14 protein-coding genes are annotated in these 13,637 nt (G+C 46.6%); 8 read left to right on the top strand and 6 right to left on the bottom strand.

All coding sequences use genetic code 11. From position 1 onward, the window contains the following. Window positions 1–38: 38 nt before the first annotated feature. Together QUA33_RS17145 and QUA33_RS17140 are read right to left on the bottom strand one after the other, a co-directional pair. Entirely contained in the window at window positions 39–1,148 is a 1,110-nt protein-coding gene (locus QUA33_RS17145; RefSeq protein WP_333149705.1) for an extracellular solute-binding protein, read from the bottom strand. Further along, window positions 1,145–1,264: a hypothetical protein gene (locus QUA33_RS17140; RefSeq protein ID WP_333067056.1), complete on the bottom strand. Its 120-nt coding sequence runs from the start codon at window positions 1,262–1,264 to the stop codon at window positions 1,145–1,147. The genes QUA33_RS17145 and QUA33_RS17140 overlap by 4 nt, the downstream gene beginning before the upstream one ends. Here QUA33_RS17140 and QUA33_RS17135 point away from each other — a divergent pair. Together QUA33_RS17135 and QUA33_RS17130 are read left to right on the top strand one after the other, a co-directional pair. After that, on the top strand, window positions 1,214–1,375 hold the full coding sequence (locus QUA33_RS17135) for a hypothetical protein (RefSeq protein WP_333149760.1): 162 nt from the start codon (window positions 1,214–1,216) through the stop codon (window positions 1,373–1,375). The two genes, QUA33_RS17140 and QUA33_RS17135, sit on opposite strands and share 51 nt — an antisense overlap. A gap of 553 nt (window positions 1,376–1,928) precedes the next feature. After that, on the top strand, window positions 1,929–2,327 hold the full coding sequence (locus QUA33_RS17130) for a hypothetical protein (protein WP_333149703.1): 399 nt from the start codon (window positions 1,929–1,931) through the stop codon (window positions 2,325–2,327). 387 nt (window positions 2,328–2,714) lie between these two features. Here the strand turns inward: QUA33_RS17130 and cobT are convergent, their stop codons facing one another. From cobT to QUA33_RS17110, 4 genes are all read right to left on the bottom strand, one after another. Next, on the bottom strand, window positions 2,715–3,821 hold the full coding sequence (gene cobT, locus QUA33_RS17125) for a nicotinate mononucleotide-dependent phosphoribosyltransferase CobT (protein ID WP_333149701.1): 1,107 nt from the start codon (window positions 3,819–3,821) through the stop codon (window positions 2,715–2,717). Between the two features lie 72 nt (window positions 3,822–3,893). Beyond that, window positions 3,894–4,649, bottom strand: a complete 756-nt coding sequence (locus QUA33_RS17120; RefSeq protein WP_333149699.1) for a DUF2232 domain-containing protein — start codon at window positions 4,647–4,649, stop codon at window positions 3,894–3,896. Between the two features lie 253 nt (window positions 4,650–4,902). Continuing rightward, the gene (locus QUA33_RS17115; RefSeq protein WP_333149696.1) at window positions 4,903–5,400 is read right to left on the bottom strand and encodes a universal stress protein; all 498 of its coding nucleotides are present in this window, start codon (window positions 5,398–5,400) and stop codon (window positions 4,903–4,905) included. A 90-nt stretch (window positions 5,401–5,490) separates the two neighbouring features. Continuing rightward, window positions 5,491–6,204, bottom strand: a complete 714-nt coding sequence (locus tag QUA33_RS17110) for a Crp/Fnr family transcriptional regulator (protein ID WP_333099436.1) — start codon at window positions 6,202–6,204, stop codon at window positions 5,491–5,493. Window positions 6,205–6,477: 273 nt separating this feature from the next. On the opposite strand from QUA33_RS17110, the gene QUA33_RS17105 reads away from it, so the two are divergent. The 6 genes from QUA33_RS17105 to QUA33_RS17080 all read left to right on the top strand — a co-directional run bounded on the left by QUA33_RS17105 (window position 6,478) and on the right by QUA33_RS17080 (window position 13,544). Next, entirely contained in the window at window positions 6,478–6,648 is a 171-nt protein-coding gene (locus tag QUA33_RS17105) for a hypothetical protein (protein ID WP_333067050.1), read from the top strand. Window positions 6,649–6,907: 259 nt separating this feature from the next. Beyond that, on the top strand, window positions 6,908–7,069 hold the full coding sequence (locus QUA33_RS17100) for a hypothetical protein (RefSeq protein WP_333149694.1): 162 nt from the start codon (window positions 6,908–6,910) through the stop codon (window positions 7,067–7,069). A gap of 232 nt (window positions 7,070–7,301) precedes the next feature. Next, on the top strand, window positions 7,302–9,593 hold the full coding sequence (locus QUA33_RS17095; RefSeq protein WP_333149692.1) for a hypothetical protein: 2,292 nt from the start codon (window positions 7,302–7,304) through the stop codon (window positions 9,591–9,593). Window positions 9,594–9,736: 143 nt separating this feature from the next. Then, window positions 9,737–11,641, top strand: coding sequence for a hypothetical protein (locus QUA33_RS17090; RefSeq protein WP_333149690.1), 1,905 nt, complete (start codon window positions 9,737–9,739; stop codon window positions 11,639–11,641). A gap of 309 nt (window positions 11,642–11,950) precedes the next feature. Further along, entirely contained in the window at window positions 11,951–12,616 is a 666-nt protein-coding gene (locus QUA33_RS17085; protein WP_333149688.1) for a sugar transferase, read from the top strand. An 82-nt stretch (window positions 12,617–12,698) separates the two neighbouring features. Next, window positions 12,699–13,544, top strand: a complete 846-nt coding sequence (locus QUA33_RS17080; RefSeq protein ID WP_333149686.1) for an ADP-ribosylglycohydrolase family protein — start codon at window positions 12,699–12,701, stop codon at window positions 13,542–13,544. Window positions 13,545–13,637: the final 93 nt, after the last annotated feature.

The raw sequence follows: 13,637 nt of genomic DNA, 5'->3' as shown, positions 1-13,637 counted from the left end.
GAATAATGGATAAATCAAGAGCTGACGCACCGTGCATTTTAACTTCTCACTACTTGCCGAATTTCTTGCCAGAGCGATCGATACAGCGAGATCCCAGCATCCCCCAAAGGCAGCAGAAAGTCGCTAGCAGCAAGAATCTTCGCATCCGGCAACAACACGGGATTAGTGCGAACAGCTTCCGGCAAATCTTCGGGTTTCATGCCGACAATTATCGGCGAACTAGCCTTAGCCAGCAAAGATAATTGAGGAGCAATTTGAGGCTGCAAGCAAAAATTAATCCATTTTTCCGCTAAAGAAACTGGATTGCCCGATGCTGGTTCTACCCACAAATCTGTCCAAAGTGCAGTTCCCGAAACGGGAATTACTAAAGCAATATCCTTTTGAGTTTGCAGCAGCGGCAGCAAGTCTCCAGATGAACCGACAGCTAACCAAGTATCGCCTAAAACTAGCGGTTGCAGGTAAGCGTCGGAACTGTAAAATTTAACTTGTGCGTTCAGATTTGTGAGTTCTTTTTTGAGGTTTGGAACTCGATCTAATTGCTGCGTATTGTAAGATTTTCCGAGTTTTTTTAATGTTAAACCGATAACTTCTCTGGCACTATCCGGTAGAGAAATTCGATCGCGCAATTCGACTCGCCACAAGTCTTTCCAATCTGTCGGAGTCCACCCCAAAGCCTTAAATTTGTCGGTTCGATAGGCAATTACCGTACTTCCCCAGCGGTAAGGTGCAGCCCACACTTTACCTTCAGGATCTAATTTACCCTCATCGTTGCGCCTGACGAGTTTTTGCCATCTTTCTGGCAATTGTGGCCAATTAGCAAACTTAGCAGGATCGATCGGCTTAATCAATTTTTGCCTAATTGCCAAAGTCAGCCAGTAATCTCCCAACATCACCAAGTTAGCTTGATTTTTTGATTGGGGAACCCGTTTCCACTCCTGCAACAGGGCGAATAATTCTTTTAATTGTCCTTCTTGCGTTACCTGCAAAAGCGGAGACGGTTGTACATCGCGGCTAAATTTGCTTACCAGTTGGGCCGGAATACCGTTTTTGAGCGATCGAATTTTGAGAATCGGCTTCGAGTCGCACCCTGCCGCCAATTGACTTAAAGTTAGGGTGGCGGCCCCCAATAGCAAAGACCTTCGTTTCACCTGTGAATCCGCTTTTCTAAATATTGACCGATCGTTTTGTGTTCTACAGCCCGGGAAATAATTGTTTGTCGAGTCCGGTAGTTGGCGCCGATTTGTCTTATTTCTTCCTCAAACACAGAGCCATTGTACTCGGTTCTGCTGCCAAAAGAGTCTGTTTTGCTCTTGCCCTGATTTTACCTTCTAGCTTGTCGATCGACCTTCCGATGCCGAAAATTCTGTCAACTTAACGGCTAATTTCTCTGTTCCAAGTTCCTTTGAGCCAGTTGTGTTCGCCAGCCGGGTCGATCGACTGTATCTGTGTTACATTTTTTAATATAACGAAATAACGAGAGCGCTGCCATCTGCAGTTGGATGACGCTTTTTACACAACCGAAGTGAAAAATCCTTTTTAAGTCGGCGACAGCTTAATAACTAAAAAAACTAAAAATCCATTCATCTGAATCCTGAAAGCACTGGCGAGAGCGAAATCAATCTAATAGGACGCTCTGCAATCCCACTCTCAGAAACCAGACGTTTTAACTCTGATTGAAGGCTTGAACGAAGTATAGGGGTTAACCAACTCGGTTCCTGTGTCCAAGACCATGTAAAACCTAAAATCTACAATCTACAATCGACTCACGAATGGCGATCGATTATCTTCAAGCTGGCTCCCTAAATCTACCGTCAGGATTGGGAACACAACAATTACGTCAAAAATTAAATAATTTAGTGATAAATCCAAGTTATGTAAAGATTTACCTAAAATATAAAGATATAAGTTACGAGCCAAAGGATGATTGTATGGAAGCGCTCCGCCAGCAAGTTACAGTATTGAGCCAACAAGTCGAGGCCCTCTACAAACTCATAGAAAACCTTAATGAAAAGCTCTTGGCGTCTGCCACGGAGACGAAGCTGACCCAGCAACAGAGAAACGATCGCTCTGGAACGGTAGGAAATGACAAAACCTCGTCCTATCCAAGCTACAGCAGTCTCGACGGCCTCCTCGAACACAAGGACATACTGTTAGATGACAGCTATTTCGACAAGAATTCTCAAAGCTTAGAAAAAGAGCTGAGTGCAGAGATTCAAATCCAGCGCTTAACTGCTCAGCTAACAGCAGCTTACAATCGAATTGCAGCCTTGGAAGAACAATTGCTCTCCAAAAGAATGCACTCGCAACATCTAGGCGGGCCTAATTAAATATTGCTAGCAGGGATCGGGTACTAATCAAAAAAAATACAAGTTGCGTTGCTTTATGCTCGTCTACTTATAGATTCATTGCATAGAGTTTTTTATCTCCCGCAAGTAGCAGGGGGGATACTGCATCAAAGCCAGATATTGTGTAGAAAACTATGTAAATCTGAGAGCATAAATGCTACAGAAAATGATATAATTATTCAGCCAAAAGGAAGCTGGGTGAGCAGCACAACCATGTTCGCAGCTAGAGTTCCGCATCTGAATTTTTAATGTTTAATTCCTAAGATTCGTGGACGCCCAGAAAACTAAAAATCCGGTTTGCGAGTGTATTCGTCCCTGCAAAACCCCAATATTTTCAGTAAAAACCAGGTTTTTTGCCTCCAGGACTCTCTAATGTTTAATTTCACACCGCGAGGCTAAAGCTTCAACAGCTTGGAGGAGTTGAGGAGGAGTCCAATTTGCAGTCAGGCCACTGGCGATCGCACAGGCTCCCGCACCGACACCTTCTTTAACATAGCCGCGATCGTAAGCTTGCAGTTGCCCGTAGCGAGATCCAGCAAAACTTAGCTGCGCGGCCAACAGAGGCACACCGCCGATATCTTTAGCGAGTCCTAAAGTGTCTCCTGTAGGGTCTTCTGCCACCCAGCGCGTAGTCCCTACCGCGACTTGTTCGGGACTCCATAGCAGAGCATATTCACGGGCTAAAGCTTGCATCAAAGCGTACACTGCCAGCATTTGCGTGCCCCCGGCCAGAAGCACCCCGCAAGTCCGACTCGCGGCGATCGCCATTGCCGCCACCACTATTTGCATCGGATCGCCCACCGCCGCTACCAATTCCAGGGGAGTGCTGTTTTTTCCGTTAATTTCCCACTCAGCATTATTGAGTCCCGCTGTCACCGCAGCCAATTTTTGAGCGTGATTGCAGCGAGGATGAGAACTGTTAACTTTGCCCGCCGCTGCAATACCCAAACCCATTAACACGCCCAAAGCAGTAGTCGTTCCCCCAACTACGCACTCTCCTAAAATTAAATAGCTGCCATTAGTTTGAGCAGCCAATTTAGCTCCCCAAATTAATCCTTGTTCGAGCAAATGTTTGACAGTTTCGAGTTCTAAAGCATTTCCAGAAATCACACACTTTGCCGGAGTGCCGCCCAAATCAATTGCAGGTACGGGAGGTGGGAGGGGCAAACCAGAATTAAATAGGTAAAGGGGAAGTTCCAAAGCTTCGACTACAGCGCGAGATATCAGTACCGGCGATGCACCCGCTTCTAGGGGCGGCAAAGGATATTGGGGCGAGGGTTGGGGGCCGTTATACAAAAATTCTGCATCGGCTAAACAAGTAAATTGTCGATCGTGCGGAGTTGCTCCTGCTGCTGAAATCCCCGGAATTAAGCCAGTAGCGGTAAATCCTAACACGCAGGCAAATATCGGTTTTCGTCCCCCATAGCGATCGAGCCACCGCTGGGCCTGTTCAATTTCTGTATAAATACCAATCATAGTTAGTCATTAGTTATTAGTCATCATTTATCCGTCAACAGTCAACAGTCAACAGTCAACAATTCCCAATAACTACTCTTCATAATCAATCAAAACTTGCACCCAGCTTGGCGGCCGCGGAATTGGATTTCCCAAACGATCTAATAGCAGCAAAGCTACTAAATGCACTACAAATAAATAGACAATATTGTTAACCAAAATCATCCCGGCGGCGATCGCCCCAATTGTGTTCAAACTCGGTACATTAAGCCAGCCCAGCTTCACAAACACCCATTCCACCATCTCTGTTACCTGGGCGGTTACGTAAACCCATAGATCTTGACCCACCAACGCTGACAGCAGCCAAAACCGAAAAAAGAAGCCGACAGTACCAATTAGCGCGCCCACACTAATAGAGAGCGACCAACTCGCTTTGCGCCTCCAAAGTCCTCCCAGCGCAACTCCCATAATTCCAAAAGGCATCACGTATAAAATGCTCCGCGTCGGGCCCATCAGTACCGATAGCAGCAAACCCGATACCAAAGATGCCATCCAAGCTGCTCGGTTGCCCCAACGCAAGTAAACTAGGGCGATGGGTATGGGGAAAAAAACCCGCAGCAAAGGCCCTAGCGGAAAGTAATAATTTACCAGCCAAATTAAGCTAGCGGTACTTGCCAAAAAAGCCGTTTCTACCAGCCTTAAAGGCGCTTCCCCAGAGGCGCGCTTCTCCCGATCGGGATTGGTGCGATCGCCAGCCATTGCTGAACTGTCGGCGGTTTGTGGCTCGTTATTTGTATTGGGTGAACTACCCGAATTAGAGGCAGCATCTGCTGACAAAAAATCACTCATCCGATTTTAGATTTTAGATTTTAGATTTTAGATTTTACGGGACTTGCGCTCAATACGGCTGATTCCCGATGTTAGATTTTAGATTTTAGATTTTAGATTTTACGGGACTTACGCCCGATACGGCTGATTCCCGGTTTCAGTGTTTGGATGCCTCGCCACCAAATTTAATATTGCTCGCAGAAACCGGGTTTAGGTAGGAACGCAAGTCTTATGTTAGATGGATTTTCTCAGCCAAAATTTTCAGCAGCATTATTTATTTTTCGATTTTGACTTCCTGGATTACCAAAACCGAACAAGATGCGTGGTGAACTACATAATTACTGACGCTGCCGAGGAAAGCTTCTGCGAACCCCGTGCGGCCGCGCCTCCCCAACACTATTAAATCTGCGCCCCAATTTTCGGCGGATTCACAGATACAATGCCCCGGATCTCCGTCCATTTTGCAGTCAAATTCCACCTGCAATCCTTTTTTTGCTGCGGCGTCGCAGTAATTTTTTAGCAAACCCGAAGCGTGTTTTACATCGCTTGCCAGCCGCAAACGTTGAGCTTGATAAGCTTGATCCATTAACTCGACATTCATTCCCAAATCTACTGGAATTGGCACTGCCGTCTGACCCACCGTGCTCACAGTAACGCAGTTAAATAGCATTAACTGGGCGCTATCGCTCAGAGCTAATTCTAAAGCTTGAGTGAAGACGCGGTGGCCGAGTTCAGAATCATCTAAGGCGGCGAAAATTTTCTTAAAACTCACAGCTTTACCTCCTGCGTGAAATCATTAATATCAGTTAGTTAACAGAGAGTGCTTTTGAATTAGAAGCAATAAAAGCAAACTCTGATACTTCTAGACTAACAGACGCTCTAAGGCGTGCAGGTCGGGAATGCACAAAACGTCACGTTCGCGCTGAATAGTTCCTTTTTTTTCCAGCTTGCTCAGCACTCGCGTTACTGTTTCGCGAGCCAGCCCGCTGAGGCTGCTTAATTCTCTGTGTGGCAGGTTCGGTATTTCTGTACCTCCTGTTTCCAAGATTTTTTTGCCTTGCCCCTCGGCCAAAAATAAGAGAATATCTGCTACTCGCGAGGTACTGTCGGACTCTCGCAAACGCAGGCGGCGGTTGACTTGTCGCAGGCGCCTGGCCATTAGTTGAGCTAGCCGAATACCTGCTAGCGGCTCGGTATGAATAAGCTGCACAAAATCCTGAGATGGCATATTACCGATCAGTGTCGGGGCTAGGGTGATCACATCTGTCGATCGCGGTGCTTCTTCGATCGCAGCCATTTCCCCGAATAATTCTCCTTTCCCTAAAATATTCAGTGTTACTTCTTTTCCGTCTAGGTTGTAGGTGCGAATTTTCACCCAACCATCCAATATAAAATACACTGATGTTCCCCAGTCATTTTCGAGTAAAATCACTTGATTTGACGGATGACTGCGGGTAACGATGTGGACAGTTGCTCTCTCGATTACAGAATCGGGTAATCCTGCAAAAAAAGGAGTAGAAACTATCAATTGATTTATATTAGAATTCGGATCTCGGGTGTTAAAGCGGTCTTCCATGAGGCCATCATTTTAATTTATGCGCTTGAGCTGCGCTGGGCAGTTACAAATAGCTTGCAGCCGAGTCATTGGATTTGAGATTCAAGATTTGAGAAACAAGGATCTAAAATCAAGGATCTAAAATCGGAAATTTTACCTCTAAAGTTTTGCGGTCAAAGGCTCAATATGGGAATTAATAGCCTCAAGCTCTGATTGGGAGCTAGAAACTAAAAAATATACCATAATTTTTTAGATATATACCACTGAGCAAATTTTATTAACAAAATTTTAGCAATGTGGCAAACCACTGAGCCGATCGAATTACCTTTGAAAGCACTTCGCGAAGACAAGCTTAACACTGCTGAGAGATTTGTTGTCACTAGGCCCTGCTGTCGAGAAGGTAGAATCCACGAGTACAAGCCTGCAAGCAAGGTAGACAGCGACCAAATCCGAGCAACTACCTAGAACCCGGCAAATGTCAGCACGATCGGCAAAATCCACAGCCATTGCGAGCCTAAAGACTGGCGCTCTTGGCAAGCCAAACCCACCCACTTCCCAGCAAACTTTTCTGCTACCCCAAGATTATTGTACCATTAGTATCTAGCCATGAATACAGATAATAGGCTATAATCAAGGGTTACTCAAATCCAGTATACGGGGACAATCCCGAATCTCGGTATCCCAAAGCCCAAATTGTTTGAGGTTTTTTCCAAGTCGGTGAAAAATGAACAGACACTGGCGCGCCACCATGCTAATGAAACTCGCGGTGACAGTGTGCGGCCCGCCGTTCAAGCAGGTGAAGGCAAAAGTTCGTCGGGCTCGCAGCTATTCCGAGCAGGAATCAGCCTCCGGGCAGGGAAACTCGCCCCTGAGTCGCAGAATTTGAAAGCACTTGGAATTGATAGAAGCGGGCATTTGGTGCGGAAGTACCGACTAACCTATCATAGGCAATAGAAGCGCTCCGAAGGCAAAAGGTTAATTAACAGTTGTCAGAAAATATTAGTAAATTATTGACGGACTCGCATTCAGATTATTCTATCTATTGGCATCGCTGCCGCCTGACTTCAGTCTTTTGTCGGTAAAGTTTCTCCCAAGCCGCATTCCCAGAGGTTCCGCCCTTGAATTCTCAGAAGTACAAAATTCAAGCACTGATTGCTGAGATAGACGAGGTACTCAGCAAGCCCGCACCCCGCTTGCCTTGGACGGGTTCGATAGATACTGTCCACCAGCGCCAACTTTTAGAGCGAGTGCGCGCTTATCTGGTTTCCTCAGACTCAAAGCTAACAGTCCCAAAGGCCCCCGCCCGCCCAAATGTGCCCCCGCAACCAGTTCCAGTGCCCAAAGTGCCTCTGCCCGCCCCTCGCCCCTCAGCAGCAGAGCAAATCATGCTGGCCGTAACCGGAGAAATCAGCCATCTGCGTTCAAGCCTGACAGGGCCGCTCCAAGAAGACATAGAAGCTTTGCGGCAAGAGCATCAAGCTCTAATTCAAGAAATCAAACAGCTAGAAGCAAAACGGCAGCAGCAACAATCCCTAGCTCAACAACAAGCCAACCAACAGCAAATCATTGCTGAATTCTTGCAGGTACTGACTGCCCGCTTGGAAGAAACCTTGACTAGCAATTTCTCCCAAATTCTAAGTTCGCTAGAAAATCAGTTATTGCAAAGCAGCGCAGCACCATACTCTTTGGGCAGTGCGCCTGATGAACAGTCGGCTATTGATGTCACACTGAACCGACAAACCTCAGAAGAACACCCGCTGCTGACGCCGGCTCAGAGGTTGGAGCAAATGCAACTGTTCCAATCTCGTGCTGACAGTCTGCTGATGAGTCTCGATTCTAGGATGGCTATCGTGTTCGAGGCTTTGCAAGCAAATCTGCAAAGCTATCAAGCTTCCTTGAGACAAGAACTCGAAAATATGTACGGTTTGAGCCAGCAGAGCGAGGCGATGTTCGCAGCTTTGGTCAACCATTTGGCTTCACAGTTGGGGCGAGAAGCATCTTCCTACGTTCAACAGCCGATCGATTTAGCAAATAATCTCGAAACCGTCACCCCAACCGCAGCCGATCGATCTCCTATCGCTCCCGCCCTTTCAAATACTCCAGAGACTCTGGCGGGAGACTCGGTGCAGGAAATTCGCACCGGCGAATTCGGAGACCAAGACAGATTTCCCTATGCCGGTACAGAAATTTCTCCGCAATTCAGAAAGTTGAGGCGCGACCGCGACCGCATTCAAGCCCCAAGTTTGCTCCCGGATGGGGAAGATAATGTGTTGGGTGATATGCCCGAAATATCTCGAAATGCAACTCGGTTTACTGGCGGTGAATTGGATAACAGGGTAACAGAAACAGACGAAGAAGTTGATGACTTGTATGCAAGCTTGTTCGCTGGAGAAGCGGTTCCTGAAGTAGAATTACAAATAGAAAATTTTCCGGTAGAAAATACTGTAATTGAAACAAAAAGAGAAGGCGTAGAATATCAAGCAGCGACGGATAATGAAAATGCAGAATCGCTAAAATTGACTGAAGATTTGTTTGTAAATCTACTGGATGAAAGCGAATCTCTGGAAGAGATTTTAGTAGAGGAAAATTCAGAATTTGTAATGCGGAATTCTGTAGAGCGTCTAACTTTAGATAGTGCAGATTTATTTCAACCGCAAGAGGCAACAGTACCTCCAGTTTCAGAAGCATCACCCTCAACTGCTGAGGTGCAAATTGACGCGGACGATCGAGAAAATATAGAAACGGGTCAAAACATCAGCGAGCAGTTCGGCGCTACAGTGCCTCAATCAGCAGCTTCGCCGTTGAGAACGCCTGTAGAAATTAGCCCTCACCGACCCAGTGCCACGCCCGCTGTACCAAGTGTCGGTGACTTGCAAACTGGCGAGTTCGACTCATCCTCGCAGCGGCTCGATGATGGGTACATCCAAGCTTCGCCGGACGAGGATTTGCTGCCGGTGGAGGCATTAGAAGATGACCTCGATCGAGATCTAAATCTGGACAACAATACTCTCGAACTTTTGGAGGCAGACCTCTACAATCTGGAGGGATTGGAAAATACTAGCTCCCGGCGATCGAATTTCTCAGCCGCTAACAGCTTGGATTTATCGGCGAGTTCTCCCGATGACATTGCAAAAAATCCCTTTGCCGAGGCCGCAGAGGAAGAACTCGGAACGCTGGAGGATTTGTTCTCCGATGTGTTGGAACTTTCATCTGATGATGAACCCTTTGTTTTGGAAAACGAACTTGAGGATGATTTGTTTGCGGAGGAAGACGAGTCGAATTTGACGCTAGACGAGATTTTGGCTAGTTTGACCGAGACCGATCGCCCTTCGACTGATTCTTCCCCTCCAGAAACTGCCGAAACTAACGAACTGCGATCGAGTCCTCCAGAAAGTCAAAAAAAAAACTAATTTCGATAGAGAGTAAAGCAGGAGTTGTTGAGGGGAAAACCGATTTTAGCGAGTTTGCCGGGACACAGCAGCAAGACTCGGCTGGGCATTCTGCAGCAGATGCGATCGCCCCATCCCGAGAACGGCGGAATTCTAGCTGGTATTTGGGCATTGATTTCGGTTCCAGCGGCCTGTCTGCAGCTTTGCTCGATCGCACCAGCGGCCAGTTGCACCCGATTTACTGGGAAGCATCGCAGGCTGAGGGTTCCGCTGCAGACGCCAGTTGTCGGGTTCCCTCGGCTGCAGTGCTGGCGGAAACAGCCCCAGGAAGCCCGGGGTCAGAGGTGACAGTCAAGTCGGTGGGATTCCGACCTCAGCCTTTGGCTGCAGGAGAATTTTTACTGGAAAATTTTAAATTGCCTTTAAAGGTGGGCATTCCTTATCAGCGGGAAGCTGCTGGGATGTACGAACCGCTGTTGCAGTGGTCGCCCTTGCAGGCTTTTTCGATCGCCTTGCCGCTGCAAAGTGTGCGGGCACTGCTGGCTACTTTGAATCCGAGTTTGCGGGGAGAAAAATTTGACGGATCGGGGGAAGTTTTGGATTCTGCACCAAGGGAGATTTTTGCAGGATTGCCAGTTTCCAATTTAATCTCTAGGGCTTCGGGACTAACGCCAGAAACTCTCGATGCGGCGCTTTTAGACTTGCAGGGTGTCATTTTGGGGACTCCAGCGGGCTGGTCGGATGTTTATATGTTTAATCTGCGGGAGGCGGTTTTGGGCGCGTCTTTGGTGGCTTCGGGTTCGCAAATTTTTGTGGTGGAAGATGCGATCGCCACTTTGCTGGCTGCTGTAACTCCTGTGAACAATGGCATGGAAGTCGAGTCGTCAGCCGTGGATTCTGCTAAGGACCCTGAAGAAGCTGCACCGCTGAGTGTGAATGCTTCATCTTTTAGCGGGGGAACTTTGATTTTGAATGCGGGGGCGGCGACGGTGGAATTAGCTTTAGTTGAGTTGCCGTCGAATCTTCAAGATTTAACTCGTGCTGATTTTACTTGCCAGAGTTTTAGTTTTGCTGGCGATGCTTTCGATCAGGATATTATCTGTCAGTTGTTGGCTAAAAATGAAACTTGGGGAATGTCGATCGATTTGCCACGTCCTGGCCACCCTGATTTGCCGAGTCGCTATCAATTGCAGCAGCGGTTACAAGGTTCTGCTTTTGGCCTGCAATTGTTAGAAGCAGCAAGGCAAATAAAAGTTATTTTGCAACATCAAAAAAGTTTTGCTTTGGATATTGGTCAGCAGCATTGGGATGTGAAGCGCAAAGATTTGGAAAGTCTGGTTTTAGTGCCTTTTGTGCAGCAGTTGAACCGTGAATTGAATGCTTTGCTCAGCCGCGCGGGAATGTCGCCGGCGGGGATTAATCAGGCGATTTGTGCGGGGGGTATGGGTGCTTGGCCTGCGATCGCCCGCTGGTTGCGGCAGAAGCTGCCGAATGCGATCGTGGTTCAAGACCAGGAATTGCAGGGCGATCGAGATATTTTTGAGACTCACAATTCTGCATTAAATTCTGTATCTCAAAGTACCAATTTTTCTCGAAAATTTGGTCGAGTTGCCTGCGGGTTGGCGAGTTTGGCTCTATATCCTCACATTTTGGATGTGTCGCAGCAGCAGTACAGCGACTTTTTTCTGCTGTGGGAATTAATGCAGGTTTTGAGTGAGGAAACTTTGAGCTTTCAGGAAGTTTTGCAGTTGTTGGAACGTCAGGGCGTGAATACCCGCATCTGCGAACCCCGGATTTTGCGGATTTTGGAAGGAAATTTGCCGGCGGGACTTGTGCCTGCGGAGGAAGATTTCATGCTGTTGGCCGAGGAGTCTAGACAAAATCCTGATTGGGAAGCAATTTTGGCTGAGCCGCTGTTCTTTGAAGATGTCTCGCGGGGTTATCGTTTGAATCTCGAACACGCCTCTGTTGTCCGCGAATATTTAGGCAAACTCGCCTCTAGCAGCCAGCAAAAATTGTTAGAGCCGCTAACACTTGCTTGGGATGTTGGCACCGATATTTATCGCTAAACGGCAACAAACCCGGTTTCTCAGTAGAATCCTCCCTGTCTTTTGGGAAGAGTCCTAGTCGAAACCAGGTTTTTTTTGCGTCCAGGAGTAACTTTTTTCTGTAAATTTACTTAACTTTACATAAACTTTATACGGTCTTATAAAAAACACATAGAAACTTTATACATTTTTAAAGATTGTGCAAACCTCAGCATTTCAGGCTCTGCAGATTTGGGATGGCTAATAAGATGGAGGTAAGAGATCGTTAAAGTTGAGACAAATCATATGAAATTTCCGATGGGTGCCTCGTGGAAATCATCATTATCAGAAATGCTGTCCTTATTTTTTCAAGAATTTACTTACAGAGTCTGTGTATCAAAAAAACAGCATCACCGATCCGTAACTAGCAAGGTAAAACGGTTAATCGATATTTTGGGATCGCTGCTGGGACTGGCAATTGCTGCTGCGGTGGCGGTGCCGGTGGCAGTGGCGATGCTATTGGACAATCCGGGCCCGCTGCTTTACAGTCAAGTCCGCTGCGGCTTCAAAGGGCGGCTTTTCAGAATGTGGAAATTTCGATCGATGGTTGTCGGTGCAGAAAACCTCAAATATTTAGTTAGGAACCAAGCCAATGGTCACATTTTTAAGAATGAAAATGACCCGCGAATTACCCGCGTCGGCCGCTTCTTGCGGTGCACGAGTTTGGACGAGTTGCCTCAATTCTGGAACGTGTTAGTCGGCGACATGAGTTTGGTGGGAACTAGGCCGCCAACTCCTGATGAAGTTGCTGCCTATGACGATTTTCACTGGCAACGTTTAAATGTCAAACCCGGTATGACTGGGGAGTGGCAAGTCAACGGACGGTCTGGAGTTAAAGACTTTGACGAGATTGTACTCATGGATCTCGACTATCAGCGCAAGTGGTCTGTTGTTTACGACATCACTCTGATTTGCCAAACAATTTGGGTTGTCTTCAGTAAAAACGGTGCGTGTTAATAGACTTGCTGTTTTGGGGTGTTTTTGGATTTTAAATTTTAGGCAAAACCGGGGATGAAATAGTTGGAAACTGATTAAATATATGTTAATAGAATTAGCGATTGGTGATGCTTACGGTGCGGGTTTTGAATTTGTTGACCAGCAGACGATCGAAATGTACAACAATCTCAACGGCTACATCAAGCATCCCCGTCACGATATCCAGCCTGGATGTTACACGGACGATACGCAGATGAGTTTAGCCGTCGCAGAAGCTATCGTCAGCCGAGAACCTTGGACACCGGAACTTTTAGCCAGCAAATTTGTTGCAGCTTTTCACCGCGATCGGCGATTTGGTTATGCTGGCAAATTTTATAATTTTTTGCTACAAGTTCAAGACGGAAAAGAATTCTTAGAAAAAATTCACTCCGCTAGCGATAAAAGCGGATCGGCGATGCGAGCCGGGCCCATTGGCATTTTTCCTACTATTGAAAAAGTCATCGAAAATGCTACCGTTCAAGCTGCAATTACTCACAACACTCCTGATGGCATTAATGCAGCTATAGCAGCAGCTTTGATGTCCCATTACTTTATTTATCAGCTAGGTTTAAAGAAGAATTTGGGAAACTTTCTAGAAAAGCACGTAGCTGGTGAGTGGTCGATACCTTGGCAAGGAGAAGTCAGCGTTAAAGGTTTGGTCTGTGTTAAAGCAGCTATTACTGCAGTCATGCGAAACGATTGTATGAGCAAACTTCTCCAAGATTGCATTGCCTTTTCGGGAGATGTCGATACAGTAGCAACTATTGCTTTAGCTGCTGGTTCCTGTAGCAGTGAAATTGCCCAAGACCTGCCAGAAAATTTGGTACAAGGATTAGAAAATCAATCTTACGGCAGAGATTATATCATAGAACTGGATCGAGAGTTAATGAATTGCGCGATCGACTTCTGACTTCTTCCTGAGATAGGCATTACTCACAAGTTAAGCTAAAAGCACTATTGTCAATGAGTAAAATTACTCATCTTTTACCTGTTGACCCAATTA

The organism is Microcoleus sp. Pol14D4, from assembly GCF_036701245.1.
Lineage (GTDB): Bacteria > Cyanobacteriota > Cyanobacteriia > Cyanobacteriales > Microcoleaceae > Microcoleus.
The sequence above is the reverse complement of the archived record's forward strand: the minus strand, read 5'-3'. Positions and strand labels throughout refer to the sequence as shown.

Bases quoted from the DNA above. Each gene is read 5' to 3' on its own strand.
- cobT (WP_333149701.1), bottom strand. From the start codon at position 3,821: ATGATTGGTATTTATACAGAAATTGAACAGGCCCAGCGGTGGCTCGAT.
- QUA33_RS17100 (WP_333149694.1), top strand. From the start codon at position 6,908: ATGAACAGACACTGGCGCGCCACCATGCTAATGAAACTCGCGGTGACA.
- QUA33_RS17085 (WP_333149688.1), top strand. From the start codon at position 11,951: ATGCTGTCCTTATTTTTTCAAGAATTTACTTACAGAGTCTGTGTATCA.
- QUA33_RS17110 (WP_333099436.1), bottom strand. From the start codon at position 6,204: ATGGAAGACCGCTTTAACACCCGAGATCCGAATTCTAATATAAATCAA.
- QUA33_RS17105 (WP_333067050.1), top strand. From the start codon at position 6,478: ATGTGGCAAACCACTGAGCCGATCGAATTACCTTTGAAAGCACTTCGC.
- QUA33_RS17080 (WP_333149686.1), top strand. From the start codon at position 12,699: ATGTTAATAGAATTAGCGATTGGTGATGCTTACGGTGCGGGTTTTGAA.
- QUA33_RS17120 (WP_333149699.1), bottom strand. From the start codon at position 4,649: ATGAGTGATTTTTTGTCAGCAGATGCTGCCTCTAATTCGGGTAGTTCA.
- QUA33_RS17130 (WP_333149703.1), top strand. From the start codon at position 1,929: ATGGAAGCGCTCCGCCAGCAAGTTACAGTATTGAGCCAACAAGTCGAG.